The sequence below is a fragment of the Terrabacter ginsenosidimutans genome, assembly GCF_039539425.1.
In the GTDB taxonomy this organism is placed as follows: Bacteria; Actinomycetota; Actinomycetes; order Actinomycetales; family Dermatophilaceae; genus Terrabacter; species Terrabacter ginsenosidimutans.
Genome location: NZ_BAABDC010000002.1, coordinates 445,942 through 471,254, shown reverse-complemented (window position 1 = coordinate 471,254; position 25,313 = coordinate 445,942). Strand labels below are relative to the sequence as shown.

The window sequence follows — 25,313 nt, the reverse complement described above, 5'->3', positions numbered from 1 at the left end:
TACGCCGTCCCGAGGTCAGGAGACGAAGACCCGGTCGTCGATGAGCCGCTCGGTGACCTCCTGGCCCTCGGTGTGGAAACGCCCGTGCTCGAAGTCCTTGGCGAACTCGAGCTCGACGTGGGCCTTGCCGTGGCGGTTCTTCTCGACACTGACCACGGACCAGTCGCGGAAGCGCTGGATGTTGCCGAGGTTGTAGACGAGGTGCTCGCGCGAGACGACGTCGACCTTGTCGTTGACGATGAGGACGACATCGGCCTCGAAGGCCAGCGCCGAGGACCCGCGCAGGTCGTGGGTGCGCATCCGGTGACCGGCAGCCAGGGCGTCCTTGTCGGCCGCCGAGATCGCCACGACCGGAATGCGCGCGGACAGGGCGAGGTCCTTGAGGCCCTCGGCCGCCGCGGTGATGCGCTCGTCCTCGCCGGGGCGGTCTGCGGGCAGCTTCTGGATGTAGTCGAGCAGCACGAAGGGTGACTGGCCTGTCGTCTCCGTGACGCGGTCGACCGCTGCGCGGATCTGCTCGAGCGTCGTCGTCACACCGGACGACTCGTGGATCTGCAGCCGGTCGCCGTAGCCGACGAGCGCCGCGTGGGCACGCGCTCCGCCGGGCAGGCTCCCGAGTACCTCGTCGAGCGAGCCGCCGTGGTCCGCCGTCTCGAGGGCGCGGCGCACGTCGATGACCCCCGCCACCTCACCGGGGTCACCCTCGGCGGCCTCCATCGAGATGAGCCGCTCGAGCAGGGTGTGGCTCTCGTGCTCGTAGGAGAAGACGAGGGCGCTCGACCCGGCTGCGACGACGTTGCGGGCGACCTGGAGCCCGATCGTCGTCTTGCCGTGCCCGGCAGGGCCACCGAGCAGGACGAGCTCCCCGGAGCGGAAGCCCCCCGTCAGGACGGTGTCGAGCGCCGGGAACCCGGTGGCCCACACGCGCGCCCCGGCCGGGGACCCGCGCCGCAGGACGTCGTCCGTCTCGCTGAGCAGGGCATCGAGCGGTCGCAAGGATCCGGCGTCACGCGGACCGGCTGGTGTCACCATGCGCAGATTGCACCACAGGGCGCCCGGGCGACGGAGCGGTTCGGCGAATGTCCAGACGTCAGAGGGCGATACCGACGTACTTCGTCTCGAGGTACTCGTCGATGCCCTCGAACCCGCCCTCGCGGCCCACACCCGAGGACTTGACGCCACCGAAGGGAGCCGCGGGGTTGGAGACGATGCCCTGGTTGACCCCGACCATGCCGTACTCGAGCGCCTCGCTCATCGTGATGGCGCGCGAGAGGTCCTTGGTGAAGAGGTAGGCCACGAGGCCGTACTCGGTGTCGTTGGCGAGCCGGATCGCCTCGGCGTCGGTACGGAACGTCGTGACGGGAGCGACGGGGCCGAAGATCTCCTCGCGGGCCATGTCGGCGTTGGTCGGGACGTCGGCGAGCACGGTCGGCGTGTAGAACCAGCCGGCACCGTCGGGCGCCGACCCGCCGACGAGGACCTTGGCGCCCTTGGCGACGGCGTCGTCGACGAGCGCGGAGACCTTGTCACGGGCCTTCTCGTCGACGAGCGGGCCGACGTCGACGCCGTCCTTCGTGCCCTTGCCGAGGGTGAGCGCGCCCATCCGGCGGGCGAGCTTGGCACTGAACTCGTCGGCGAGCGACTCGTGGACGTAGAAACGGTTGGCCGCGGTGCACGCCTCACCCATGTTGCGCATCTTGGCGAGCATCGCGCCCTCGACGGCCTGGTCGACATCGGCGTCCTCGAAGACGAGGAACGGGGCGTTGCCGCCGAGCTCCATCGAGACGCGCAGGATGCCCTGCGAGGCCTGCTCCATGAGCGAGCGGCCCACGGGGGTCGAACCGGTGAAGGTGAGCTTGCGCAGGCGCGGGTCGCGGATGAGCGGCTCCATGACGTCACCCGTCGTCGAGTGGGTCGTCATGACGACGTTGAGCACGCCGTCCGGCAGGCCGCACTCGCGCAGCAGCTCGGCGAGGGCGAGCATCGTCAGCGGCGTCTGACTCGCCGGCTTGACCACCATGGTGCAGCCGGCCGCGATGGCGGGTCCGATCTTGCGGGTGCCCATCGCGAGCGGGAAGTTCCACGGGGTGATCATGAGCGTGGGGCCTACGGGCTGCTTCATCGTCATGAGGCGCGTCGCGCCGTTGGGCGCCGTCGACCAGCGGCCCGAGATGCGTACGGCCTCCTCGGAGAACCACCGGAAGAACTCGGCGCCGTAGGCGACCTCGCCGCGGCTCTCGGCGAGCGTCTTGCCCATCTCGAGCGTCATGAGCATCGCGAACTCCTCCGCGCGCTCGGTGATCTTCTCGTATGCCGTGCGCAGCAGCTCGCCGCGGTCGCGCGGTGCCGTGCGGGCCCAGTCGGCCTGCGCCGCCACGGCGGCGTCGAGCGCCGCCCGACCGTCCGCGACCGAGGCCGCGGCGACATGGGTCAGCACCCGGCCGTTGGACGGGTCGTCGACGGCGATGGTCTGACCATCGCTCCCGTCGCGCCACTGCCCGCCGATGAGCAGGCCCTTGGGCACCGCGTCGATCACTGACTTCTGTGTCACCGCTGCCATGCCTGAAACCCTATTCCTGTCGTGATGGTGGTCGTCGCTGGCCCTGTGGTCGCGACGGGACGAACCTGCTCAGCGTTCGTCGATGCCCCACGGGGAGCCGTATCCCTCGGGCTTGGGTGCAGCGAGCAGGTCGAGGAACGGCACGGCGTCGAAGGCCTCGGGGCCGAGGACGCCCGCGCCCTTCCAGGTGCCCTGTGCGAGCAGCTCGAGGGCGACGACGGGGTTGACCGCCGTCTGCCAGACGACGCACTGGGCGTCGTAGTCCGCCATCGTCCGGGCGTTGTCGACGACGTGGTAGAGGTAGGTGCGACGCGGCCGGCCGTCCTTGCCCGTGCCGGTGACGAAGAGCCCGGCGCACGTCTTGCCGGTCATCCGCGGGCCGATGGTCGCTGGGTCCGGCAGCGCCGCGGCCACGACGTCGCGTGGCGAGACCCGCACGCCCTTGACCGTGATCGGTTCCGTGCGGTCGAGGCCCAGGGTGCGCAGGACCTTGAGGATGCCGATGAACTCGTCACCGAGGCCGTACTTGAAGGTCACGCGCTTCGCGTCGACCCAGCGCGGCATGAGGAGCACCTCCTCGTGCTCGACGTTGACGCACTCGACGGGCCCGATGCCCTCCGGGAAGTCGAAGACCTCCGGCTCGCTGAAGGGCGCTGTCGTGAACCAGCCGCGGTCCTTCTCCCAGACGACGGGAGGGTTGAGGCACTCCTCGATCGTCGTCCACATCGAGAAGCTCGGGGCGAAGATCTCGTTGCCGAGCTCGTCGTGCACGACGAGGTTGGCGCCGTCGCGGGTGCCGAGCTCGTCGATCTCGGAGAAGAGGTGGTCGGCGGCATAGCGGGCGAAGACGTCCGAGAGCCCCGGCTCGACGCCGATGCCGACGAGCGCGAGGCGCCCGTCTGCCTCCCACTCCCCCGCGACGGCGAACTGCTCGTCGCCGAGCTTGACGCCCGTGACGGCATACGGCTGCTCCGGGTGACGCTGCGACAGGCTCATCGCCATGTCGAGGTAGTCGGCACCGGATGCCTTGGCCCCGTGGAAGATCGACATGGTGAACTTCGGGTCGACGGCGTTGAAGACGTGCGTCGCCCCGTGCTCGCGGGCCAGCGCCTCGACGGCCTCGGCCGAGGAGGCGTCGACCTGTGAGGCGACGAAGCGGGTCTCCCCCGGTCGCCTGGCGGTCACGGCGGACACAGTGCGCTCGGCCCGGGTCACGTCGTAGTCGGCGACGACCCAGCGCTCGAAGAAGTCCCGCTCGGACGCGATGCGCGCGGCGGCGTCACCGACTCCGCCGGAGCCGATCATGAGGACACGCATGAGGGTCAGGCCACCTGTCGGTTGCGACGCTTGGAGACGATCTGGCCGCCCATGACGACGACGAGTGCGAGCAGGAACATCAGGGTGCCCACGACGTAGACCTGCACGGGCACACCACGCGCCGACGCACCCCAGACGAACATCGGGAACGTGATCGAGCTCGGGCTGGCGTTGAAGTTGGTGATGATGTAGTCGTCGAAGCTCAGCGAGAACGCCAGGAGCGCACCGGCGGCGATCCCGGGGGCGGCGAGCGGGAGCGTCACCCGCAGGAACGTCTGGGTCGCGTTGGCTCCCAGGTCGGCGGCGGCCTCCTCGAGGCGCGGGTCGAGGGTGGCCACGCGGGCCTTGACCGCCACCACGACGAACGAGACGCAGAACATGATGTGGGCGATCAGGATGGCGCCCTGCCCCGACGGGACGCCCAGCGCGAGGAAGAGGGTGAGCAGGCTCGAACCCATGACGACCTCTGGCGTGGCCATCGGCATGAAGATGAGCAGGTTCGTCCCCGAGCGCCCCTTGAAGCGGTAGCGGCCGAGCGCGAAGGCGATCATCGTGCCGAGCACGGTCGCGACGAGCGAGGCGGTGACCCCGATCTGCAGGCTCAGCCCGAGGGACTCGCAGATGCCCTGCGCCCCGCACGGGTTGGTCCAGGCCGCGGTCGAGAACTCGTTGAACGTGTAGTTGAACTTGCCCTTGGGGTCGTTGAAGGAGAAGACCGCGACGACGATGTTGGGCACGAGCATGTAGACGAGCACCGCGAGAGCGGCGAAGGCGATGAGGTGCCGTCGGATCCAGGCGATCACAGCAGGTCCTCCGTTCCGGCGCGGCGCACGTAGATCGTCACCATGGTCACGATCGTGATGAGCATGATGAATGACAGTGCGGCAGCGAGCGGGTAGTCGAGGACACGCAGGAACTGCGCGTCGATGACGGTCCCGAGCATCGTGGTCTGGGTGTTGCCGAGCAGCTTCGCGTTGACGAAGTCGCCCGCTGCAGGGATGAACGTCAGCAGCGTGCCGGCGACGACGCCGGGCAGCGACAGCGGCCAGGTGACGCGCCGGAAGGTCTGCCACGGCGAGGCGTAGAGGTCGCCCGCGGCCTCGAGGAGGCGGGGGTCGAGCCGCTCCAGCGAGGTGTAGAGCGGCAGGATCATGAAGGGCAGGAAGTTGTACGTCAGGCCCATGATGACGCCGAACTGCGAGTAGAGCAGCGAGTCGTTGTTGGTCAGGCCGACAGCCTGGAGCAGGTCGGTGATGTGGAGCTTGCGGGCCCACTGCGTGACAGGCCAGTCGTCGGCGAGGATCGTGCGCCAGGCGAGCGTGCGGATGAGGAAGCTCGTGAAGAACGGCGCGATGACGAGCACCAGGACCAGGTTCTTCCACCGCCCGGCCTTCTGCGCGATGAAGTACGCGAGCGGGTAGCCGAGCAGGAGCGTGAGCAGCGTGGCGGCTCCGGCGTAGAGCAGTGACCGCAGCATCTGCGGCCAGTACTGCGAGAACGCGTCGGCGTAGATGCTGATGTTGCCCGTGAAGGTGTAGCCGTCGTCGACGTTGCCTTCCTGGAGCGACTGCGACGCGAGGGTCAGCATCGGCAGGACGAAGAAGACCACGAGCCACAGCAGGCCCGGGAGCAGCAGCGCGTACGGGACCCAGTTGCGGCGCCGTCGGCTCTCCGGGGCAGCGACGCCCGAGGAGAGGACGGCGGTCTCAGCCACGGTCGTCCTCCAGCTCGGCGCCGGCCTCCGCGTCCTGGGAGGCGTCGAGCGCGAAGCCGTGCTGGGCCGCCCACGAGACCGTGACGTTCTCACCGAGGTTGGGGCGGGCCGATCCGTCGTTCTGCTGGACCACGGTCAGCTCCTGACCCCACGGCATCTCGACGATGTACTGCGTCGCGACACCGGTGAAGGACACGTCGCGCACGAGGCCGTGGAGGCGGTTGGGTCCACCGGACTCGCCCAGGCGCAGCTTCTCCGGCCGCACGCCGAGCCAGACCTCGGACGCCCCGTCGGGCAGGTGCTCGCGGGAGACCTCGAGGTCGGCCCCGTGCGCACGCACCGTGACGATCCCGTCGCTCGCTCCGGCGCCGACCTGGGCGCGCAGCAGGTTCGACTGACCGAGGAAGTTGGCCACGAAGGTCGAGTGCGGCTGTTCGTAGAGCGTGGCCGGGTCGCCGAGCTGCTCCAGGCGTCCCGCGTTCATCACCGCGATCCGGTCGGCCATCGTCATGGCCTCCTCCTGGTCGTGCGTGACGTGGATGAACGTCAGGCCGACCTCCTGCTGGATCCGCTTGAGCTCGATCTGCATCTGCCGGCGCAGCTTGAGGTCCAGCGCTCCGAGGGGCTCGTCGAGCAGGAGCACGTCGGGTCGGTTGACGAGGGCCCTGGCGAGCGCGACGCGCTGCTGCATGCCGCCCGAGAGCTGTGTGGGTCGCTTCGTGGCGACCTGGTCGAGCTGGACGAGCTCGAGGATCTCGTGGGCCTTGGCCTTCGCGTTCTTGTCGCCGCGGCGCTTGAGCCCGAACATCACGTTGTCGATGACCGACATGTGCGGGAACAGCGCGTAGGACTGGAAGACGGTGTTGACGTTTCGCTGGTAGGCCTTGGTGTCGGTGATGTCCTCGTCGCCGATGGTGATGCGCCCGGCTGTCGGCTCCTCGAGGCCTGCGATCATCCGCAGCGTGGTCGTCTTGCCGCAGCCGGACGGACCGAGCAGCGCGAAGAACGAGCCCTGCTCGATCGTCAGGTCGAGGGGGTGGACGGCCGTGAACGTCGCGAACGTCTTCGTCAGTGCGACCAGTGACAGGTCGCCCTTGCCAGCGCCTGCCATCAGCCCGCGGTGATCGAGGCGTAGAGCTTGGAGAACTTCGTCTCCTCCGCGGGGGTCAGGCCACGGAAGACCTGGGCCCTCGCGAGCACGTCGGCCGGCGGCACGATGAGCGGGTTGTCGGCGAGGCTCTTGTCGATCTTGACGAGCTCGTCCTTGGTGCCCTTCACCGGTGCGATGTAGTTGACGTAGGCCTCGACCTGGGCCATGACCTTGGGGTCGTAGTAGTAGTCGATGAGCTTCTCGGCGTTCTTCTTGTGCTTGGCGAGCGCCGGGATGACGAAGTTGTCGGACCAGAGCGTGAAGCCCTTCTGGGGAAGGGTGTACTGGATGTTCTGGTCCGCGAACTGCAGCTGGACGACGTCGCCCGTCCACGCGGTGCAGGCCGCGATGTCGCCCTTGGCGAGGCCGTCGGTGTACTCGTTGCCGGTGAAGCCCTTGATCTGACCGGCGTCCTTGGCCTGCTGGATCACGTCGATGGCCGCCTGGAAGTCGGCCTCGGTGAACTTCGAGATGTCCTTGCCCTGCTCCATCATGACGAGGCCGACCGTGTCACGCATCTCCGTCAGCAGCGTCACCTTGCCCTTGAGCGCCGGGTCCGTCAGGAGCTGGGTCATCGTCTCGATCTTCTTGCCGCCGGTGGCCTTGAGGTTGTAGCCGATGCCGGCGAAGCCGCTCTGCCACGGCAGCGAGTAGAGCCGGCCCGGGTCGAACTCGACGTTCCTGAGGGAGTCCTCGAGGTTCGCCGAGTTGGGGATGTTGGCGAGGTCGAGCTTCTGGACGTAGCCCTGGCGGATGAGGCGCGCGACCATCCAGTCGGTGCTGCACCACACGTCGCGCCCGGTGTCCTTGCCGCCCTGCAGCAGTGGGCGCACCTTGGCGTAGAACTCGTCGTTGTCGAGGTAGTCCTCCGTGTAGTTGACCTTGATGCCGGTGGCCTTGGTGAACGCGTCGAGCGTGGGGCGCGCCTTGGTCTTGTCGTTGACGTCGATGTACTCGGTCCAGTTGGACCAGTTGATGATCTTCTCCGTGTCGGACATGTCCTGCGCGGCCGCTGCCGTCTTGGCTCCTGCCGTGCCGGAGCCGCCCGCGCCGGTCGTGGGGTTCTTGCCGGCGGAACCGCAGGCCGCGAGGAAGGCCGCGGCGCTGACGCCGGCGGCGCCCATCATCGCGGACCGGCGTGACACGAGACCACGCATCAGCGCGGCGCGCAGGTGCGGGTTCTCGGTGTCGAAGCTCTTGTCGTTCATGTCATTGACTCCAGGGGTTTTGAGTGTGGGTCGATGGTGCGGAGGGATCGACGGTGACCCGGTGGTGCTGGTGGGCGTCGCCCGATGTCACGAGTCGATGTTGGCCATGACGTGCTTGATGCGGGTGTAGTCCTCCAGGCCGTACATCGACAGGTCCTTGCCGTAGCCGCTGTGCTTGAAACCCCCGTGCGGCATCTCTGCAACGATCGGGATGTGCGTGTTGATCCACACACAGCCGAAGTCGAGCTTCTTGCTCATGCGCATGGCCTTGCCGAAGTCCTTGGTCCACACGCTCGAGGCGAGGCCGTACTGCACGCCGTTGGCCCAGGCGAGCGCCTCGGCCTCGTCGGTGAACTGCTGCACGGTGATGACGGGACCGAAGATCTCGCTCTGGATGTGCTCGTCGTCCTGGCGCAGTCCCGCGAGCACGGTCGGCTCGAAGAAGAAGCCGTCGCCGAGCGTGTTGATGCGCGACCCGCCGGCGGCCACGCGGGCGTGGTCGGGCAGCCGGTCCATGAACCCCGACACGTGCGCCATCTGGTTGGCGTTGTTGACCGGGCCGAGGCTGGCGTCCTCGTCGGTCGGCATACCGACCTTGACCGAGCTGCGGGCGTAGTCCGCGAGCGCGGCGACGAAGTCGTCGTGCACCCGCGGCCCCACGAGCACGCGCGTCGCGGCCGTGCAGTCCTGGCCTGCGTTGAAGTAGCCCGCCCCGGCGATGCCCTCGACGGCGGCCTCGATGTCGGCGTCGTCGAAGACGATGACCGGGGCCTTGCCGCCGAGCTCGAGGTGGACCCGCTTGAGGTCGCGTGACGCGCTCTCGGCGACCTGGATGCCGGCCCGGACCGAGCCGGTGATCGCGACGAGCGCCGGCGTCGGGTGCTCGACGAGCATGCGGCCCGTCTCGCGGTCACCCGTGATGACGTTGAAGGTCCCCTCGGGCAGGAACTCCGACGCGAGCTCGGCCATGAGCAGCGTGGTCTCTGGCGTCGTGTCGGACGGCTTGAGCACGATGGTGTTGCCCGCGGCGAGCGCCGGGGCGATCTTCCACATCGCCATCATCATCGGGTAGTTCCACGGCGTCACCTGGCCGACGACACCGATGGGCTCGCGGCGCACGAAGGAGGTGTGGCCCTTCATGTACTCCCCCGCGGACTTGCCCTCGAGCACACGTGCGGCCCCGGCGAAGAAGCGCAGCTGGTCGACCATGGGCGGCACCTCCTCGCTCCGCGTCAGGGCGTGCGGCTTGCCGGTGTTCTCGCCCTCGAGGCGGATGAGGTCCTCGGCGCGAGCCTCGATGGCGTCGGCGAACTTCAGCAGGGCGGCCTGACGCTCGCCGGGGGTCGTGTCGCCCCACGTCTCGAAGGCGGTCGAGGCTGCGGCATACGCCCGGTCGACGTCGGACTGGCTGCTCACGGGGGCCTTGGCCACGACCCGGGCGGTCGACGGGTCGACGATGTCGGTCGTCGCATCGCCCTCGGGGTCGACGTACTGGCCACCGATGAAGTTGCGGAGCTGGCGCGGCTGGGAAGTCATGCCGGAATGCTAGACGCAGACCTTCGCAATCGTGAAGACTTGTCGAGATAAAACTTCGGAATCAGTTGCGCCAAGACTTGCCAACAGCGTGTTCCACAGGTCAGTATCGGCGCATGACGACCATCCGCGGCGTGGCCAATGCGGCCGCCTCCGGGGGCAACGGTGCCAAGAAACCCTCGGTCAACCTCGACGACGTGAGCAAGACCATCATCGAGCTCCTGCAGCACGACGGGCGCAAGTCCTACGCGTCCATCGCGCAGGAGGTCGGCCTCTCCGAGGCAGCCGTGCGCCAGCGCGTGCAGCGCCTCCTCGACGCCGACGTCATGCAGATCGTCGCGGTCACGGACCCGCTGCAGGTCGGGTTCCAGCGCCAGGCGATGGTCGGCCTGCGGGTGTCGGGGGACATGACCTCCGTCGCCGACGCGCTGACCGAGATGGAGGAGGTCTCCTACGTCGTCACGACGGCCGGGAGCTTCGACGTGCTCGCCGAGGTCGTCTGCGAGAACGACGCCCACCTGCTCGAGCTGCTCACCAGCCGCATCCGCCCGTTGCCGGGCGTCACGGCCACCGAGACGTTCGTCTACCTGAAACTCAACAAACAGCTCTACAACTGGGGTACACGATGAGCATCAACCCGAATGAGGTCTGGGAACCCACCTCGGACCACCGCACGCCCGCGGGCACCCTCCACTCGGAGGCCGCCCGCGACCACCTGTGGATGCACTTCACGCGCCACTCGGTCTTCGAGGACCGCAGCGAGGGCGGGCTGGGCCACACGGTCCCCATCATCAGCAAGGGCCAGGGCTGGAAGATCTGGGACGACCGCGGCAACGAGTACATCGACGGGCTCTCGGGCCTCTTCGTCGTCCAGGTGGGCCACGGGCGCGAGGAGCTCGCCGAGGCGGCGGCCAAACAGGCCAAGGAGCTCGCGTTCTTCCCGCTGTGGAGCTATGCGCACCCCAAGGCCATCGAGCTCGCCGAGCGTCTCGCGAGCCACGCCCCCGGCGACCTCAACCGGGTCTTCTTCACCACCGGTGGCGGCGAGGCCGTCGAGACCGCCTGGAAGCTGGCGAAGCAGTACTTCAAGCTGACCGGCAAGCCGACCAAGCACAAGGTCATCTCTCGCGCCGTCGCCTACCACGGCACCCCCCAGGGCGCCCTGTCGATCACCGGCATCCCGGCGGCCAAGGAGATGTTCGAGCCGCTCGTCCCGGGAGCTCACAAGGTTCCCAACACGAACATGTACCGCGCCCCCGACCACCTGCGCGACGACGAGAAGGCCTTTGGCCGCTGGGCCGCCGACCGCATCGCCGAGGCCATCGAGTTCGAGGGTCCGGACACCGTCGCGGCCGTCTTCCTCGAGCCGGTGCAGAACTCCGGTGGCTGTTTCCCGCCGCCCGCCGGCTACTTCGAGCGCGTGCGTGAGATCTGCGACGAATACGACGTGCTCCTCGTGTCCGACGAGGTCATCTGCAGCTTCGGCCGCATCGGCTCGATGTTCGCGTGCGACGACTTCGGCTACGTGCCCGACATCATCACGTGTGCCAAGGGCATGACGAGCGGCTACTCCCCCATCGGCGCGATGATCGCGAGCGACCGCCTCTTCGAGCCGTTCAAGTCGGGCACGACGTACTTCCCGCACGGCTACACCTTCGGCGGGCACCCGGTCTCGGCGGCCGTCGCCATGGCCAACCTCGACATCTTCGAGCGCGAGGGCCTCAACGACCGCGTCAGGACCAACGCCCCGATCTTCAAGGCGACGCTCGACAAGCTGCTCGACCTGCCGCTCGTCGGCGACGTCCGTGGCGCCGGCTACTTCTACGGCATCGAGCTCGTCAAGGACAAGGCCACCCGCGAGACGTTCAACGACGCCGAGTCCGAGCGGCTGCTGCGCGGCTTCCTGTCCAAGGCGCTCTTCGACGCCGGGCTCTACTGCCGTGCCGACGACCGCGGCGACCCCGTCATCCAGCTCGCGCCGCCGCTCATCATGGGGCCGGAGCAATTCGACGACATCGAGTCCCGCCTGCGCTCGGTGCTGACGGAGGCCGAGAACCACCTCTGACCCGCTCTTCCCGAATCCGTGCGTATGCCGTGGGGGTGTCGCCGGCCACGAAGCCACCCGTTCGCGGGTGGCTTCGTGCGTTTCCGCTGGGAGCGGGCAGCCAGCCCTCGGAACGCTGGCCGGAGCCGTTCGTTGGGGTAGGTATCCGACGAGTGCGACGCCGACGCACCGCCGACGCTAGGAGAAGACATGGGATTCCTCGACAAGCTGCTGGGCCGCGAGCCCCTCTCACACCAGCAGCGCCCCCAGCAGGTGCCTCAGCCCCCGACCGGTCAGCCGTATGCCGTGCCCGCACCGCGAGGCGGTGCCTCGTCCGAGGACGAGCGGGCCATCGCCCGCTACAAGTACCTGCTGCGCACCGCGCCGCCGGAGGACATCGAGAAGGTGCACACCGAGGCCTTCGCCAAGCTCTCGCCCGAGCAGCGCCAGATGGTGCTCCAGCGCCTCAACGAGGACCTCCCCGAGGGCGAGCGCCCGCGCAGCGACCAGCCCGCCGACCTCGCCCGCAGCGCGACCCGCGCCGAGATGAGCCGCCCCGGCTACCTCCAGGGCGCCTTCGGCGGTGGACGCGGCGGCATGGGCGGTATGGGGATGGGCGGCATGATCGCCGGCTCGATGCTCGGCACGATCGCCGGAGTCGTCGTCGGCTCTGCCCTCGCCGACATGATGCTCGGCGGCTACGACTCCTCCCCCGAGGCCCAGGAGGCCGGCGACGCGAACGCGGACGCCAGTCAGGACACTGGCGACGCCGGTGGAGACAGCGGAGACACCGGTGGGGACGCCGGTGGGGATGCTGGTGGAGACGCCGGCGGGTCCGACTTCGGTGACTTCGGTGGCGGGGGAGACTTCGGCGGCGACTTCGGGGGCGGCGACTTCGGCGGTTTCTGACCGAGTCCGAAGCGCCGTGTCCGGCGCGACGTTCGGTTCCGGTGGTCCCCGACCCGAGCGGGACGACGGAATCGGGCGTCGCGCCTGTCCGTCCGCGCCGCCACGGCTGTCGGTTTCGTCCAAGACGCGACGCTGCCCCGTGGCCCATGCTGGGGTCTCCGCGACCCCGACGAAAGGCACGTTCGATGGCCATCGCAGCCCTCAAGATGCTCACGCTCGACAGCTCCGACCCGCGCCGCGACGCCGCCTTCTGGGCGACGGTGCTCGGGTGGGAGGTCGCGCACGTCCAGGACGAGTACGCGATGCTCAACGGCCCTGACGGCCCGGCGCTGGGGCTCGGCCTCGTCGAGGACCACGAGCCCCCGGCCTGGCCGAACCCGCACGGCACCAAGCAGTTCCATCTCGACCTCGCCGTCGACGACCTCGACGCAGCGGCCGCCGAGTGCGTGGCGGCCGGCGCGACCCTGCCTGAGGAGCAGCCCGGCGAGACGTGGCGGGTGCTGCTCGACCCGAGCGGTCACCCGTTCTGCCTCACGCAGGCGGCCAACTGGGGCTGAGCCGGCCTCCGTCGAGCTCAGACGCCCGCGAGCCAGTGGAAGAGCGCGGCGATCGCGAGGATCACCGGCACGGATGCGAAGGTGCTCACGAAGATGACGTCGCGGGCCAGGTTGACCTCGCGGCGGTAGCGGACGGCATACGTGAAGATGTTCTGCGCCGTCGGGAGGGCCGCGGTCACGACGACGGCGAAGAGCGCCTCGCCGCGCAGCCCGAGCGCGAGGCCGACGCCCAGCGCGATGGCCGGCATCAGCACGGTCTTGAGGACGACGATCGTCCACACGTGCTCGGCGGCGCGGCCCGTCGCCGGGCGCGGCCCACGTCGCAGCGAGATGCCGAACGCGACGAGCATCGACGGCACGGCCATCGCACCGAGCAGGTCGATGGGCGCCGCGAGGACGCGCGGCAGGTCGATGTCGAAGACCGCGATGAGCAGTCCCGCGACGGCGCCCAGGGTGATCGGGTTGCTGAACATCCGTCGCAGGCTGCGGCCCAGGGTCGGGCGCTCGCCGCGCGCGTCGCTGTCGAAGAGCGCCATGTAGATGGGCGTGATGATGAGCAGCTGCATGAGAAGGGTCGGCGCCACCCATGCGACGTCGCCGAGGACGTAGAGCGCGATGGGGATGCCGAGGTTGCCCGCGTTGACGTAGGCCGCCGAGAGGCTGCCGATGAGCCGAGACCCGAGCGTGCCTCCCGCCCAACGGAACCGGGCGACGAGCAGGTAGATGCACACGACGATCGCGAAGCTGATGAGCGACGTGACGAGGTTGGCCGAGAGGACCGCGTCGAGCGAGGTGCGTTGCATGACGGTGAGGAGCAGCGCGGGCGAGGCGACGTGGAAGGCGAGCCGTGACAGGTTGACCTGCGCCGAGTCGTCGAGGACCCGGCGGTCGGCGAGCAGCCACCCGACCGCGACGATGATCGCGATCGTCGCGAAACCCTCGAGCACGCCGACCATGCCGCTGATCCTGTCAGCGGCGCCGCACGTGGCGTTGCGCGGGTCCGCTCCTCGACCATCGGGGCGAGGCAGGATGGGGCCCATGGAGATCGAGACGCTGGACGAGCTGGACGACCACCTCGACTCCGACGGACCGCTGCGCGGGCTGCGCCTCCAGGACCTCGATCTCACCTCCTACGGCGACCGTCTCGCCGCCCACGGGGACCTCACCGGGCTGGTCGTCCTCGGCGGCACCGTTCCCGTCGCTGTCGCCGAGCTGCTCCTGACCCGCGGCGCCATCCTCTTCCCCGGCGTCGCCGACGCGCCGGTCGACCCGTGGCGGGGTCTCTACTTCCCGTCCGACCTCTACGCCGGCCTCGAGGGCGGCTACGCCGCGACCCCGGACGCTCGGGCGTACGCGTGGTTCATCGACGCCCGGCTGCGCACCGACGCGTACTGCACCCTGGTGCGCGCCATCCACGACGACTCCGTCACCGACGAGCTCGACGAGTTCGTGCAGGGTCGGTCGGTCGTGGGGATCATGGGCGGCCATGCGCTGCAACGCGGCTCCGCGGCCTATGCTCGCGCTGCCGGCCTGGGCCACGCACTTGCCGAGGAGGGACACCTCGTCGCGACGGGCGGCGGTCCGGGAGCGATGGAGGCGGCCAACCTCGGTGCCCTGTGCCGGAGCGCGGCCGCCGTCGAGGAGACCATGGGTCGCATCGCCGACGTGCCCGGCTTCCGCCCCGACGTCACGTCATGGGCCTCCACCGCGCTCGTGGCGCGCGACGCCGTCGTCGGCGACGAGCCCCAGGCTCCCTCAGAGACCCTCGGCCCGTCGGCGCGCTCGCTCGGCATCCCGACCTGGTTCTACGGCCACGAGCCGCCGAACGTCTTCTGCGACGTCATCGCGAAGTACTTCTCCAACGCGATCCGCGAGGAGGGGCTGCTGGCGCGGTCAAACGCGGGGATCGTCGTGCTCGACGGCGCGGCCGGAACGGTGCAGGAGATCTTCCAGGCCGCCACACCGCTCTTCTACGCGCCGGACGACACCGCGCTGCCGCCGCTCGTCCTCGTCGGCCGCGACCACTGGACCGAGCGCGTCCCCGTCTGGGCGGCCCTGCAGGCCCTTGCCCTCGGCAGGCCCATGTCGAAGGCGCTCCACCTGGTCGACTCGATAGAGGAGGTCCTCCCCCTCCTCGCGCCCCGTCCCTGACCGACCGGGTCAGGGAGGCGGGGTGCGGAGGACCGGCGTCAGGGCCTCGAGGACCGAGGCGTCCTCGATCGTCGCCGGGACCGCAGGGGTCTTGCCGTCGGCGAGCTCGCGCATCGTCTTGCGCAGGATCTTGCCCGAGCGGGTCTTGGGCAGCCCGGCGACGATGTCCACCTGGTGCAGGGCTGCGACCGCGCCGACCTCCGCCCGGACCCGGGCGACGAGCTCGCGCCTGATGCGTTCGCCGTCGGCCTCGGCGTCGACACCGGACTTCAGCACGACGAGCGCGCGCGGCACCTGGCCCTTGAGGTCGTCGTGCACGCCGATGACCGCACACTCCGCGACGGACTCGTGGCCGGCGAGCGCCGCCTCGAGCGAGCCGGTCGAGAGGCGGTGCCCGGCGACGTTGAGCACGTCGTCGGTGCGGCCCATGACGTAGAGGTAGCCCTCCTCGTCGAGGTAGCCCCCGTCGCCGGTCAGGTAGTAGCCGGGGTAGGCCGAGAGGTAGGAGCTGACATAGCGGTCGTCGTCGCCCCAGAGGGTCGGCAGCGTGCCGGGCGGCATCGGCAGCCTGATGCAGATCGCCCCCTCGACGCCCGGCGCCACCGGCTCGCCCGTGCCGTCCAGGACCTGCACGTCGTAGCCCGGGACGGCGACCGTGGGCGAACCCGCCTTGATCGGCAGCAGCCCGATCCCCTTGGGGTTGGAGGCGATCGGCCACCCGGTCTCGGTCTGCCACCAGTTGTCGATGACCGGCTTGCCGAGGGCGGCGGACGCCCACTCGTAGGTGTCGGGGTCGAGCCGCTCCCCCGCGAGGAAGAGCGCCCGGAAGCGTGACAGGTCGTGGTCGGCGACCTTGGAGGCCGTCGAGTCCTCCTTCTTGATCGCGCGGAAGGCGGTCGGCGCCGTGAAGAGGCAGACGGCGCCGTACTCGGCGATGACGCGCCAGAAGGCGCCGGCGTCGGGTGTGCCGACGGGCTTGCCCTCGTAGAGGACCGTCGTCGCCCCGGTGAGCAGGGGCGCGTAGACGATGTAGGAGTGGCCCACGACCCAGCCGACGTCGCTCGCGGTGAACATCGTCTCGCCGGGCGCGACGTCGTAGATGTTGGCCATCGACCAGCGCAGCGCCACAGCGTAGCCCCCGCTGTCGCGGTAGATGCCCTTCGGCTTCCCCGTCGTGCCGGACGTGTAGAGGATGTAGAGCGGGTCGGTGGCTGCGACCGTGACGCACTCGCTGCCCTCCCGTGCGGCGTCCCCCGACTCGAAGTCCACCCAGTCGATGTCGCGGGCCCCGAGCTCGGCTCGCTGTTGCTCGCGCTGGAGCACCACGCAGTGCTCGGGCTGGTGCTCCGAGCGCCTGATCGCCTCGTCGAGGAACGGCTTGTACGGCACGACCCGGCTCGGCTCGACGCCGCACGACGCCGACAGCACGACCTTCGGGGCGGCGTCGTCGATGCGGGCGGCGAGCTCCTGGGGCGCGAAGCCGCCGAACACCACAGAGTGGATGGCGCCGATACGGGCGCAGGCGAGCATGGCGATGACGGCCTCCGGCACCATCGGCATGTAGATGACGACGCGGTCGCCCTTGGTGACGCCGAGCCCGCGCAGGCCTCCGGCCACGGCGCGCACCCGCTCCAGCAGGACGGCATACGTCATCGTGCTCTTGGTGCCGGTCACCGGCGAGTCGTAGTGGATGGCCGCCTGCTCACCCCGCCCCGCGGCGACGTGGCGGTCGACGGCGTTGAAGCACACGTTGAGCTCGGCGTCGGGGTACCACCGGTAGAACGGCGGCCGTGAGTCGTCGAGGATCCGCGACGGCGGAGTCACCCAGTCGATGCCCTCGGCAGCCGTGCGCCAGAACCCCTCCGGGTCGCGCAGGCTCGCGTCGTAGATGCTCTGGTATGCCGTCGCAGCGCCGTCGCTCATGGGCTCACTGTGCCGCCGGGGCCGCCTCCGCGCCAGACTCCGTGCGCCGAGGTGACGCATCTGACAGACGAGCGGTCGTGATCGCGACGCACATCACGGCGGCGGTGAGACAGAGGGCTCCGGCGACGTACCACGCGAGCGTGTAGGCGCCGAGGTGGTCTCGCACGAGCCCGGCGCCGAGAGCCGCGGCGGCGGCCCCCAGCTGGTGCGAGGCGAAGACCCAGCCGAAGACGATCGGTGCCCGCTCGCCGTAGGCGCTGCGGCACAGGGCGATCGTCGGGGGCACCGTGGCGACCCAGTCGAGGCCGTAGAAGAGGACGAAGGCGAGCATGTTGACGTGCATCTCGTCGCTGAAGAGCGACGGCAGCAGGAAGAGGGAGCCACCGCGGAAGGTGTAGTAGGCGGCGAGCAGGATCCTCGGGTCGACCCGGTCGGTCAGCCAGCCGGAGAAGATGGTGCCGACGACGTCGAAGACCCCGACGAGAGCGAGCAGGCCGGCGGCCGTCGTCGTCGGCATGCCGTGGTCGTGGGCGGCGGGGATGAAGTGGGTGCCGACGAGACCGTTGGTCGACGCGCCGCAGACGGCGAAGCTGCCGGCGAGGAGCCAGAAGACACGCGTCCGGGCGGCGTGGCGCAGCGTGTCCACGGCCAGTCGGGCGGGGTGGCCGGTCGGCCGCGGAGGACGCGTCACGGGCGTGCCGGCGGGCGCGCCGTAGGCCGTGATGCCCAGGACGCTCGGGTGGTCGTGCAGCTTCCACAGCACGAGCGGGACGACGGTCAGCGCGGCGGCTGACGTGGCGATCGCCGCACTGCGCCACCCGTGGTGGGCAGCGAGCCAGGCGAGGAACGGCAGGAAGACGAGCTGTCCGGTGGCGCCTGCCGCGGTGAGGATGCCGGTCACGAGGCCCCGCCGTTCGACGAACCACCGGCCCGTGACGGTCGCCACCAGCCCCATCGACATGGCACCGGTGCCCATCCCGACGACGACGCCCCAGCACAGCACGAGCTGCCACGACTGCGTCATCCAGACCGGCAACAGCGACCCGACACTGACGAGGACGAGGGCCACGGCGATGACGCGCTGGATGCCGAGCCGCTCCATGAGGGCCGCGGAGAAGGGCGCGGCGAGCCCGAACAGGACGAGGTTGACGGAGACGGCACCGCCGATGACGCCCATGGGCCAGCCGAACTCGTCGTGCAGCGGCGTCATGAGCACGCCCGGGGTCGAGCGGAATCCGGCCGCACCGATGATCGTCAGGAAGGTGACGACCGCCACCCACCACGCCGGGTGGATGCGGCGCCGGGCGGCGGTGGGCAACGGGACGGCCGGGACGGTCTCGTCGGAGGCGGAGTGTCGGTCGGTGAGGCTCACCGGTCAAGACTGCGGCATACGTCAGCCGTCGAACGAGTGGCCAGACGGACATCATGTGCAAGAATCTGGCCATGCGACACGTTGAAGGGCGCCCCCACCTCGTCGTGGTCCTCGCCCTCGACACCGCCATCGCCTTCGAGATCGGGCTCCCCCACCGGTTCCTGCGCGCCGGCGCGCTCGAGCCTGGCTGGCCCGGACCGCCCACCAGCGCGGCGCCGCCCTACGACGTGCGCCTCGTGACGCTCGACGACGGGCCCGTGACGACGTCGGCGGGGTATGCGGTCCTGCCGACCCACCCGAACACCGCGCTCGCCGAGGCGGACACCATCGTCGTGCCGGGCATCAACGGCGCCATCGTCGAGACCGGGACACTGCCCGAGGAGCTGCACGCCCTCGCCGCGACGGCCCGCCCGGACGCCCGCTGGCTCTCCATCTGCACCGGCGCCTTCGTCCTCGCGGCCCTCGGCAAGCTCGACGGGCGCGAGGCCACGACGCACTGGTGCCACGTCGACGCCTTCCGCCGCCACTTCCCGCAGGTGCTGCTCGATCCCGACGTGCTCTACGTCGACCACGGCGACGTGCTCACCTCCGCCGGCAACGCCGCTGGCATCGATCTGCTCCTCCACGTGCTCCGGTCTGACCTCGGCACCGAGGCAGCCAACCGCGTCGCCCGTGGCGCAGTCGTCGCGCCGTGGCGAGCCGGCGGACAGGCCCAGTTCATCGACCGACCCGTGCCCGACGAGTCCGACACCGGCACCGGGGCGACCAGGGTGTGGGTGCTCGAGCACCTCGACGAGCCGATCGGCTTGTCGGACATGGCCCGCCACGCCGGGACGAGCGTTCGCACCTTCACCCGACGCTTCCGCGAGGAGACGGGCGAGACGGCGGGCACCTGGCTCGCCCGCGCCCGCGTCGACCGCGCACGGCACCTGCTCGAGACGACCGACCTGCCTGTCGACCGGGTCGCAGCCGCAGCCGGCTTCGGGACCAGCGCGTCCCTGCGCCAGCACCTCGCGGCCGCCGTCGGCGTGTCACCGCTCGCCTACCGCCGCACCTACCGGTCCGAGCCGGCCTGAGCCGGTCTCCGGCCCCTCACGTGGCCAGCGGCAGGTGGGGGTGCAGAGGTGAACGGCCCTGGAACGACAGGATGGCGGGATTCTGGACCACGCCGTCGCGGATCTCGATGGCGCGACGGATCGTCGGCGTGGCTTCCCACGCCTCCGGCCCGGCCATGACAACCGGCAGGAAGGGCAGCAACGCCTCGCTGATCTCCCACGTCGCGGCGTCCCACAGGTAGGACGGGCTGTGGTCGACCGCGTAGTAGAGCACGTGGTCCCCGACGACGAACGTCGGGTCGTCGAAGGTGGTGGGCCGTGCCCACGAGAACCCCATGCCCTCGTCGCACGACACGTCGATGACCAGGCTGCCGGGCGTCATCCGCTTGAGGTCGTCCTCGGTCATGAACGTCAGCGGTGCATCGGTGTCCTGGAGCACGCAGTTGACGACGATGTCGTGCTCGGTCAGGAACTCCCCCAGCGCCACCGGGCCGTCGTCGGTCACCGCATGGCTCGCCCGGGCCTTGGTGTCGTCGGTGTCGAAGTGCACGATCGTGGCGGAGTGGATGGGCGAGGCCACGGCCGCCTTCTGCCGATGCGTCAGCACGTCGACCTCACCGACGCCCAGCGCGTTGAGGGCGGTGACGGCGCCTCGCGCCGTGGCGCCGAAGCCGATGACGACCGCACGACGGTGCGGACCGTAGTCGCCGGAGATCCCCGCGAGCTGGAACGCGTGCAGCACCGAGGCGTAGCCCGCGAGCTCGTTGTTCTTGTGGAAGACGTGCAGGTTGAACGAGCCGTCCTTGTTCCAGTGGTTCATCGCCTCGAACGCGATGAGCGTCAGCTGCCGGTCGATGGCCACCTGCGTCAGCTCGGCGTCCTGCACGCAGTGCGGCCAGCCCCACAGCACCTGCCCGACCCGTAGGGCGGAGATGTCGTCGAGCAGGGGTTTGGGGGCAAGGATGACGTCGCACTCCTCCACCAGCTCCGCACGGGTGCGGAACCCACCCACGAACCTTTCGAGCTGGTCGTCGGCCACGCCGAACCGCTGGCCGTAGCCGCGCTCGAGCAGGATCCCCGGTCTCAGCTGCTCAGGGATGCGGTGGATGTGCCTGGGATGCAACGGCAGTCGATGCTCGTTCTCCTTGAGCGACTGAGCCATGACACCGACAGTGAGCTGGACCATGCACGAACCTCCTGGTGGGCCGGCCCACGCCCGGCCGCCCCGACGACATCGCCGCAGCCCGGGCGGGACCCGACGACGCCAGCGTACGCGTGTCAGGCGGTCGAGGCGGCGAGCTGGCCGCAGGCCCCGTCGATGTCCTGGCCCCGGGTGTCGCGGATCGTCGTCGGGATGCCGTGGGCCCGCAGCCGCTCGACGAAGTTCTGCTCGACGCCGGGCCGTGACGCGGTCCACTTGGAGCCGGGCGTGGGGTTGAGCGGGATGGGGTTGACGTGGACCCAGCCACGCCCCCGCCGGTTGAGCTTCTCGCCGAGCAGGTCCGCGCGCCAGCCCTGGTCGTTGATGTCGCGGATCAGGGCGTACTCGATCGACACGCGACGTCCGGTCGCCTCGAAGTAGCGGTAGGCCGCGTCGAGCGCCTCGTCGACCGACCAGCGGGTGTTGATCGGCACGAGCTCGTTGCGCAGCTCGTCGTCCGGGGCGTGCAGCGACAGCGCGAGCGTCACCGGGATGCCCTCGGCCGTGAGCTTGTCGATGCCGGGGACGAGCCCCACCGTCGACATCGTGATGCCGCGCGCCGACATGCCCAGGCCGTCGGGGGTCGGGTCGGTGAGGCGCCGGATCGCGCCGATCGAGGCCTTGTAGTTGGCGAGGGCCTCCCCCATGCCCATGAAGACGACGTTGCTGACGCGCAGGGGCTCGTCACGGTCCTCGTCGCCGCCGCCGGCCAGCTCACCACGTCGCAGGGCGCGGGCGGCCCAGACGACCTGCTCGACGATCTCGCCCGCCGACATGTTGCGGGTGAGTCCGGCCTGGCCGGTGGCACAGAACGGGCAATTCATGCCGCACCCGGCCTGGCTGGAGATGCAGATGGTGACGCGCTTCGGGTAGCGCATGAGCACGGACTCGACGATGGCCCCGTCGTGCAGGCGCCACGCGTACTTCATCGTCTGGCCGTCGTCGGCGACGCGCTGCACGATGGGCGTCAGCAGCGTCGGCAGCAGGTCGGCGACGAGCTCGGACCGCACGGCCTTGGGCAGGTCGGTCATCTGCTCGGGGTCGTCCTCGAGCCGCTCGAAGTAGTGCGTCGACAGCTGCTTGGCCCGGAAGCCCTGGTGTCCCAACGACTCGACGGCCTCCTTGCGCTCTGCTGGTGAGAAGTCCGCGAGGTGCCGCGGCGGCTTGCCGCGCCGGGGCGCCTGGAAGGTCAGCTGGCCGGGCACTGGGCGGTCGGTCGTCGGCTCGGGCAGCGCGACGGGCGCGCCCTGGGAGGCGGGGGCTGGGGTATCGGTCATCTCCCGACCATTCTCTCAGGTGGAGTCAAAACGCGACGACCACGCGGACCGGGGGCGTATGCCGCCCGCCCGACCCGGGCGCCCGTGGCTCAGTCCTGCCGGCGGGACCGTTGCTCTGCGATGCCGTTGCCGCCGTCGACGACGAGCACCTGGCCCGTGACGTAGGAGGACCCGGGGCTGGCGAGGAACGCGATGGCGGCAGCGACCTCGTCGGCGGTGCCGGAGCGCCCGAGAGGGGTCGCTCGCCCGTCGCGGGCCTCGTCGTCGGTCTGGGAGCCTGTGGCGACCCAGCCCGGCGCGACGGCGTTGACCGTGATGCCGTGCGGACCCTCGTCGACCGCCAGGGCCCGCGCCAGCCCGAGCAGGCCGGCCTTCGCGGTGGCGTAGGCGACCTCACCGCGCATCGCCATGACACCCCCGGTCACGCTGCTGACGAGGACGAGACGGCCGGCAGCGGAGGCCCGCAGGTGGGGCAGGGCAGCCCTGCTGACGAGGTAGGCGGTGTCGAGGTTGCGGGCGAGCGACCGGTGCCAGCGGTCAGGGTCGGTGCGGGAGAGGTCCCCACCGAGCGTGTCGGGGTCTGCAGTGCTCGTCATGCCGGCGTTGGCGACCACGACGTCGAGCCGGCCGTGCTCGTCGATGCAGGCCTCGACCAGGTCCTGGGCCGCGGCCTCGTCCGTGAGGTCACCGACGTGGCCGCTCGCGGTGACGCCATCCCGCCGGAGCTGCGCGGCCCGGGCGTGTGCGCGGTCGCTCGTGGCGGCGACGACGACGCGGGCGCCCAGCCGCCCGAGCAGGCGTGCGGTGGCGAAACCGATCCCGCTGGGGCTGCCGGCGCCCGTCACGATGGCGACGCGGCCGTCCTGCGAGAAGGGACTGCTCATGCGACCCTGCCGGTGACGAGACCCGGCCGCGCCCGGTCCATCGTCAGGCCGGCTTGGCGGCCAGGAGCGTCAGCACGGCCCAGACGATCGGGGCGACGACGACGAGCGAGTCGAGGCGGTCCATGACGCCGCCGTGGCCGGGCAGGACGTTGGACATGTCCTTGATGCCGAGGTCGCGCTTGATGAGGGACTCCATGAGGTCACCCACGGTCGCGGCGACGGCGACACCCACGCCGAGAGCCACCCCGATGACCCACGAGTGGTCGAGCAGCAGGTGCACCGTGAGCGACCCGCCCACGACGCAGAGCAGCACCGAGCCCGCGAAGCCCTCCCACGACTTCTTGGGACTGATGGTCGGCGCCATCGGGTGCTTGCCGAAGAGGACGCCCGCCGCATACCCGCCGACGTCGCTGCACACGGTCGTGATGAGGAAGACGAAGACGCGACCCACGCCGTCCTCCGGGGCGAGGAGCAGCGCCGCGAAGCCGACGAGGAACGTCGGGTAGGTCGAGATGAAGACACCGCCGAGCACGTCGCGACCGGCGCCGTCGAGCCGTCCGGTGCCCCGCCAGAGGACCACGGCGAGGCACGTCAGGCACCAGGCCACGACCAGACCGGCCGGCCCGTGGACGTAGGCGGCCCACAGCATGCCGACCATGCCGAGGACCGGTGGGGCCAGCGGTGCGTGGACGCCCGCGTTGCGCAGCGCCGCCCGCAGCTCCCAGATGCCGACGGCGACGGCGAGCGCCACGAGGACGACGAACGACTCCTTGCGGATCAGCAGGGTCGCGATGATGAGGACACCGAGGCCGACACCCACGCCGATGGCCGCAGGCAGGTTGCGCCCGGCCCGGCTCTGCTTCTTCTCCAGGACCTCCTCGGCGGGGAGGCCGACGAGGTCGTCGAGCGTCGGGTCGTAGGGGACGGGCTCGAGCGGCCCGCCCCCGCCTGCGTCGGCCGGTTCGGTGGGCACCGGGTCCACGGGGTCCGACGGGGAGTCAGTCGTCATCATCGGGTCGAGCATCGAGGTCACACCTCGAGCAGCTCGGACTCCTTGGCCTTGACGAGCACGTCGACGAGGTCGGTGTGCTTCTTCGTGAGCCCGTCGAGCTCCTTCTCGGCGCGTGTTCCGTCGTCCTCGCCGACCTCGCCGTCCTTGACGAGCTTGTCGAGGTCGGTCTTGGCCTTGCGACGGATGTTGCGCACCGAGACGCGCGCCTCCTCGGCCTTGTGGTTGGCGAGCTTGATGTACTCGCGGCGGCGCTCCTCGGTCAGCTCGGGCATGACGCACCGGATCTGGTTGCCGTCGCTGCTCGGGTTGACACCGAGGTCGGAGTCGCGGATGGCGCGCTCGATCTCGTGCATCGCCGACTTGTCGAACGGGATGACGAGGATGGTGCGCGGCTCGGGGTTCTGGAACGAGGCGAGCTGCTGCAGCGGGGTGGGGGCCCCGTAGTACTCGACCGTCAGCTTGTTGAACAGTCCCGGGTTGGCGCGGCCGGTGCGGATGCCCGCGAAGTCCTCCTTGAGGACCTCGACGGCCTTGTCCATCTTCTCCTCGGCCTCGAACATCGTCTCTTCGATCATGGCTCTTGGATTCCTCGTCCCTCGTCGTGGGGTGCTGCGTGGTGGGTCTGGTGCTCTCGGTCGGGCCGCCGCTGCCCAGCGGGCGCAGCGACCGGGCTCAGGCGTTGGTGACCAGCGTGCCGATCTTCTCACCGAGCAGGGCGCGCGTGATGTTTCCCGCGCCCTCCATGCCGAAGACGACCATGGGCAGCTTGTTCTCCATGCAGAGGCTGAACGCCGCTGCGTCGACGACCTTGAGGCCCTCGACGATGGCGTCCTGGAAGGTGACCGTCTCGAGCTTCTTCGCGTCGGGGTTGGTGCGGGGGTCGGAGTCGTAGACGCCGTCGACGCCGTTCTTGGCGATGAGCACGGCGTCGCACTTGATCTCGAGGGCACGCTGCGCGCTGACGGTGTCGGTGGAGAAGAACGGCATGCCGGCACCGGCGCCGAAGATGACGACGCGGTTCTTCTCGAGGTGGCGGATGGCGCGGCGCGGGATGTAGGGCTCGGCCACCTGCTGCATGGCGATAGCGGACTGGACCCGGGTCTCGACGCCCTCCTTCTCGAGGAAGTCCTGCAGCGCGAGGCAGTTCATGACGGTGCCGAGCATGCCCATGTAGTCGGCGCGCGTGCGGTCCATGCCGCGCTGCTGGAGCTCGGCGCCCCGGAAGAAGTTGCCGCCACCGATGACGACGGCGACCTCGACGCCCCCGCGCACCGCGTCGGCGATCTGCTTGGCGATCCCGGCCACGACGGCCGGGTCGAGGCCGATGCGGCCACCCCCGAACACCTCGCCGGAGAGCTTGAGAAGGACCCGGTGGAAGGGGGTCGACTGGGCATCGGTCATGGCGCAGGGCCTCCTCGTGGGCAGCGTTCCGGCGGTCGGTCGATC

Annotated in this window: 23 protein-coding genes; 6 read left to right on the top strand and 17 right to left on the bottom strand. The window is 70.1% G+C overall.

All coding sequences use genetic code 11. The annotated features are described in order from the left end of the window. Nucleotides 1-15: 15 nt before the first annotated feature. From ABD831_RS08175 to ABD831_RS08140, 8 genes are all read right to left on the bottom strand, one after another. Nucleotides 16-1,032: a DnaB-like helicase C-terminal domain-containing protein gene (locus tag ABD831_RS08175; RefSeq protein ID WP_344944185.1), complete on the bottom strand. Its 1,017-nt coding sequence runs from the start codon at nucleotides 1,030-1,032 to the stop codon at nucleotides 16-18. A 58-nt stretch (nucleotides 1,033-1,090) separates the two neighbouring features. Then, on the bottom strand, nucleotides 1,091-2,560 hold the full coding sequence (locus ABD831_RS08170; RefSeq protein WP_344944178.1) for an NAD-dependent succinate-semialdehyde dehydrogenase: 1,470 nt from the start codon (nucleotides 2,558-2,560) through the stop codon (nucleotides 1,091-1,093). A gap of 69 nt (nucleotides 2,561-2,629) precedes the next feature. Then, nucleotides 2,630-3,877 (bottom strand): saccharopine dehydrogenase family protein, encoded by a 1,248-nt coding sequence (locus ABD831_RS08165; RefSeq protein WP_344944175.1) that lies wholly within the window; start codon nucleotides 3,875-3,877, stop codon nucleotides 2,630-2,632. A 5-nt stretch (nucleotides 3,878-3,882) separates the two neighbouring features. Further along, entirely contained in the window at nucleotides 3,883-4,677 is a 795-nt protein-coding gene (locus ABD831_RS08160) for an ABC transporter permease (RefSeq protein WP_425582808.1), read from the bottom strand. Then, a complete protein-coding gene (locus tag ABD831_RS08155) occupies nucleotides 4,677-5,591 on the bottom strand; it encodes an ABC transporter permease (protein ID WP_344944169.1) in 915 nt (304 codons plus the stop codon). The genes ABD831_RS08160 and ABD831_RS08155 overlap by 1 nt, the downstream gene beginning before the upstream one ends. Beyond that, entirely contained in the window at nucleotides 5,584-6,702 is a 1,119-nt protein-coding gene (locus ABD831_RS08150; RefSeq protein ID WP_344944166.1) for an ABC transporter ATP-binding protein, read from the bottom strand. The genes ABD831_RS08155 and ABD831_RS08150 overlap by 8 nt, the downstream gene beginning before the upstream one ends. Next, nucleotides 6,702-7,949 carry a polyamine ABC transporter substrate-binding protein gene (locus ABD831_RS08145; protein ID WP_344944163.1) on the bottom strand — a complete coding sequence of 416 codons (1,248 nt, stop codon included), beginning with the start codon at nucleotides 7,947-7,949 and terminating at the stop codon, nucleotides 6,702-6,704. Before ABD831_RS08145 ends, ABD831_RS08150 begins: the two co-directional genes overlap by 1 nt. An 87-nt stretch (nucleotides 7,950-8,036) precedes the next feature. After that, nucleotides 8,037-9,485: a gamma-aminobutyraldehyde dehydrogenase gene (locus tag ABD831_RS08140; protein ID WP_344944160.1), complete on the bottom strand. Its 1,449-nt coding sequence runs from the start codon at nucleotides 9,483-9,485 to the stop codon at nucleotides 8,037-8,039. Nucleotides 9,486-9,598: 113 nt separating this feature from the next. On the opposite strand from ABD831_RS08140, the gene ABD831_RS08135 reads away from it, so the two are divergent. The 4 genes from ABD831_RS08135 (at nucleotide 9,599) to ABD831_RS08120 (ending at nucleotide 12,992) form a co-directional block, all read left to right on the top strand. Next, a complete protein-coding gene (locus tag ABD831_RS08135; RefSeq protein WP_142177381.1) occupies nucleotides 9,599-10,111 on the top strand; it encodes an Lrp/AsnC ligand binding domain-containing protein in 513 nt (170 codons plus the stop codon). Continuing rightward, nucleotides 10,108-11,547 carry an aspartate aminotransferase family protein gene (locus tag ABD831_RS08130; protein ID WP_344944155.1) on the top strand — a complete coding sequence of 480 codons (1,440 nt, stop codon included), beginning with the start codon at nucleotides 10,108-10,110 and terminating at the stop codon, nucleotides 11,545-11,547. The genes ABD831_RS08135 and ABD831_RS08130 overlap by 4 nt, the downstream gene beginning before the upstream one ends. Before the next feature lie 189 nt (nucleotides 11,548-11,736). Continuing rightward, the gene (locus tag ABD831_RS08125; RefSeq protein ID WP_344944152.1) at nucleotides 11,737-12,435 is read left to right on the top strand and encodes a hypothetical protein; all 699 of its coding nucleotides are present in this window, start codon (nucleotides 11,737-11,739) and stop codon (nucleotides 12,433-12,435) included. 185 nt (nucleotides 12,436-12,620) lie between these two features. Continuing rightward, nucleotides 12,621-12,992 (top strand): VOC family protein, encoded by a 372-nt coding sequence (locus ABD831_RS08120; RefSeq protein ID WP_344944149.1) that lies wholly within the window; start codon nucleotides 12,621-12,623, stop codon nucleotides 12,990-12,992. 17 nt (nucleotides 12,993-13,009) lie between these two features. Here ABD831_RS08120 and ABD831_RS08115 read toward each other — a convergent pair whose 3' ends face one another. Next, nucleotides 13,010-13,948 (bottom strand): AEC family transporter, encoded by a 939-nt coding sequence (locus ABD831_RS08115; RefSeq protein WP_344944146.1) that lies wholly within the window; start codon nucleotides 13,946-13,948, stop codon nucleotides 13,010-13,012. Nucleotides 13,949-14,030: 82 nt separating this feature from the next. On the opposite strand from ABD831_RS08115, the gene ABD831_RS08110 reads away from it, so the two are divergent. Further along, nucleotides 14,031-15,143: an LOG family protein gene (locus ABD831_RS08110; protein ID WP_344944143.1), complete on the top strand. Its 1,113-nt coding sequence runs from the start codon at nucleotides 14,031-14,033 to the stop codon at nucleotides 15,141-15,143. A gap of 9 nt (nucleotides 15,144-15,152) precedes the next feature. Here ABD831_RS08110 and ABD831_RS08105 read toward each other — a convergent pair whose 3' ends face one another. Then, nucleotides 15,153-17,066: a propionyl-CoA synthetase gene (locus ABD831_RS08105; protein WP_344944141.1), complete on the bottom strand. Its 1,914-nt coding sequence runs from the start codon at nucleotides 17,064-17,066 to the stop codon at nucleotides 15,153-15,155. 4 nt (nucleotides 17,067-17,070) lie between these two features. After that, entirely contained in the window at nucleotides 17,071-18,438 is a 1,368-nt protein-coding gene (locus tag ABD831_RS08100; protein ID WP_344944138.1) for an MFS transporter, read from the bottom strand. A 71-nt stretch (nucleotides 18,439-18,509) separates the two neighbouring features. Here ABD831_RS08100 and ABD831_RS08095 point away from each other — a divergent pair, with 71 nt between their 5' ends. Then, a complete protein-coding gene (locus ABD831_RS08095) occupies nucleotides 18,510-19,514 on the top strand; it encodes a GlxA family transcriptional regulator (protein WP_344944135.1) in 1,005 nt (334 codons plus the stop codon). A 16-nt stretch (nucleotides 19,515-19,530) separates the two neighbouring features. Here the strand turns inward: ABD831_RS08095 and ABD831_RS08090 are convergent, their stop codons facing one another. The 6 genes from ABD831_RS08090 to pyrH all read right to left on the bottom strand — a co-directional run bounded on the left by ABD831_RS08090 (nucleotide 19,531) and on the right by pyrH (nucleotide 25,268). Next, nucleotides 19,531-20,679 carry a N(5)-(carboxyethyl)ornithine synthase gene (locus ABD831_RS08090; protein WP_344944133.1) on the bottom strand — a complete coding sequence of 383 codons (1,149 nt, stop codon included), beginning with the start codon at nucleotides 20,677-20,679 and terminating at the stop codon, nucleotides 19,531-19,533. Between the two features lie 92 nt (nucleotides 20,680-20,771). Next, complete coding sequence (rlmN, locus tag ABD831_RS08085) at nucleotides 20,772-21,971, bottom strand: dual-specificity RNA methyltransferase RlmN (protein WP_344944129.1); 1,200 nt, start codon at nucleotides 21,969-21,971, stop codon at nucleotides 20,772-20,774. Between the two features lie 89 nt (nucleotides 21,972-22,060). Continuing rightward, nucleotides 22,061-22,855, bottom strand: a complete 795-nt coding sequence (locus ABD831_RS08080) for an SDR family NAD(P)-dependent oxidoreductase (protein WP_344944126.1) — start codon at nucleotides 22,853-22,855, stop codon at nucleotides 22,061-22,063. A 43-nt stretch (nucleotides 22,856-22,898) separates the two neighbouring features. Beyond that, entirely contained in the window at nucleotides 22,899-23,867 is a 969-nt protein-coding gene (locus tag ABD831_RS08075) for a phosphatidate cytidylyltransferase (RefSeq protein WP_344944124.1), read from the bottom strand. A gap of 17 nt (nucleotides 23,868-23,884) precedes the next feature. After that, complete coding sequence (gene frr / locus ABD831_RS08070; protein ID WP_142177369.1) at nucleotides 23,885-24,442, bottom strand: ribosome recycling factor; 558 nt, start codon at nucleotides 24,440-24,442, stop codon at nucleotides 23,885-23,887. 97 nt (nucleotides 24,443-24,539) lie between these two features. Further along, nucleotides 24,540-25,268 carry a UMP kinase gene (gene pyrH / locus ABD831_RS08065; RefSeq protein ID WP_142177368.1) on the bottom strand — a complete coding sequence of 243 codons (729 nt, stop codon included), beginning with the start codon at nucleotides 25,266-25,268 and terminating at the stop codon, nucleotides 24,540-24,542. Nucleotides 25,269-25,313: the final 45 nt, after the last annotated feature.

What these genes read in the sequence shown, in the direction of transcription:
- ABD831_RS08175 (WP_344944185.1), bottom strand. Translation starts at nt 1,032, where the DNA reads ATGGTGACACCAGCCGGTCCGCGTGACGCCGGATCCTTGCGACCGCTC.
- ABD831_RS08170 (WP_344944178.1), bottom strand. Translation starts at nt 2,560, where the DNA reads ATGGCAGCGGTGACACAGAAGTCAGTGATCGACGCGGTGCCCAAGGGC.
- ABD831_RS08165 (WP_344944175.1), bottom strand. Translation starts at nt 3,877, where the DNA reads ATGCGTGTCCTCATGATCGGCTCCGGCGGAGTCGGTGACGCCGCCGCG.
- ABD831_RS08150 (WP_344944166.1), bottom strand. Translation starts at nt 6,702, where the DNA reads ATGGCAGGCGCTGGCAAGGGCGACCTGTCACTGGTCGCACTGACGAAG.
- ABD831_RS08145 (WP_344944163.1), bottom strand. Translation starts at nt 7,949, where the DNA reads ATGAACGACAAGAGCTTCGACACCGAGAACCCGCACCTGCGCGCCGCG.
- ABD831_RS08140 (WP_344944160.1), bottom strand. Translation starts at nt 9,485, where the DNA reads ATGACTTCCCAGCCGCGCCAGCTCCGCAACTTCATCGGTGGCCAGTAC.
- ABD831_RS08135 (WP_142177381.1), top strand. Translation starts at nt 9,599, where the DNA reads ATGACGACCATCCGCGGCGTGGCCAATGCGGCCGCCTCCGGGGGCAAC.
- ABD831_RS08130 (WP_344944155.1), top strand. Translation starts at nt 10,108, where the DNA reads ATGAGCATCAACCCGAATGAGGTCTGGGAACCCACCTCGGACCACCGC.
- ABD831_RS08125 (WP_344944152.1), top strand. Translation starts at nt 11,737, where the DNA reads ATGGGATTCCTCGACAAGCTGCTGGGCCGCGAGCCCCTCTCACACCAG.
- ABD831_RS08120 (WP_344944149.1), top strand. Translation starts at nt 12,621, where the DNA reads ATGGCCATCGCAGCCCTCAAGATGCTCACGCTCGACAGCTCCGACCCG.
- ABD831_RS08115 (WP_344944146.1), bottom strand. Translation starts at nt 13,948, where the DNA reads ATGGTCGGCGTGCTCGAGGGTTTCGCGACGATCGCGATCATCGTCGCG.
- ABD831_RS08110 (WP_344944143.1), top strand. Translation starts at nt 14,031, where the DNA reads ATGGAGATCGAGACGCTGGACGAGCTGGACGACCACCTCGACTCCGAC.
- ABD831_RS08105 (WP_344944141.1), bottom strand. Translation starts at nt 17,066, where the DNA reads ATGAGCGACGGCGCTGCGACGGCATACCAGAGCATCTACGACGCGAGC.
- ABD831_RS08095 (WP_344944135.1), top strand. Translation starts at nt 18,510, where the DNA reads ATGCGACACGTTGAAGGGCGCCCCCACCTCGTCGTGGTCCTCGCCCTC.
- ABD831_RS08090 (WP_344944133.1), bottom strand. Translation starts at nt 20,679, where the DNA reads ATGGTCCAGCTCACTGTCGGTGTCATGGCTCAGTCGCTCAAGGAGAAC.
- rlmN (WP_344944129.1), bottom strand. Translation starts at nt 21,971, where the DNA reads ATGACCGATACCCCAGCCCCCGCCTCCCAGGGCGCGCCCGTCGCGCTG.
- ABD831_RS08080 (WP_344944126.1), bottom strand. Translation starts at nt 22,855, where the DNA reads ATGAGCAGTCCCTTCTCGCAGGACGGCCGCGTCGCCATCGTGACGGGC.
- ABD831_RS08075 (WP_344944124.1), bottom strand. Translation starts at nt 23,867, where the DNA reads ATGATGACGACTGACTCCCCGTCGGACCCCGTGGACCCGGTGCCCACC.
- frr (WP_142177369.1), bottom strand. Translation starts at nt 24,442, where the DNA reads ATGATCGAAGAGACGATGTTCGAGGCCGAGGAGAAGATGGACAAGGCC.
- pyrH (WP_142177368.1), bottom strand. Translation starts at nt 25,268, where the DNA reads ATGACCGATGCCCAGTCGACCCCCTTCCACCGGGTCCTTCTCAAGCTC.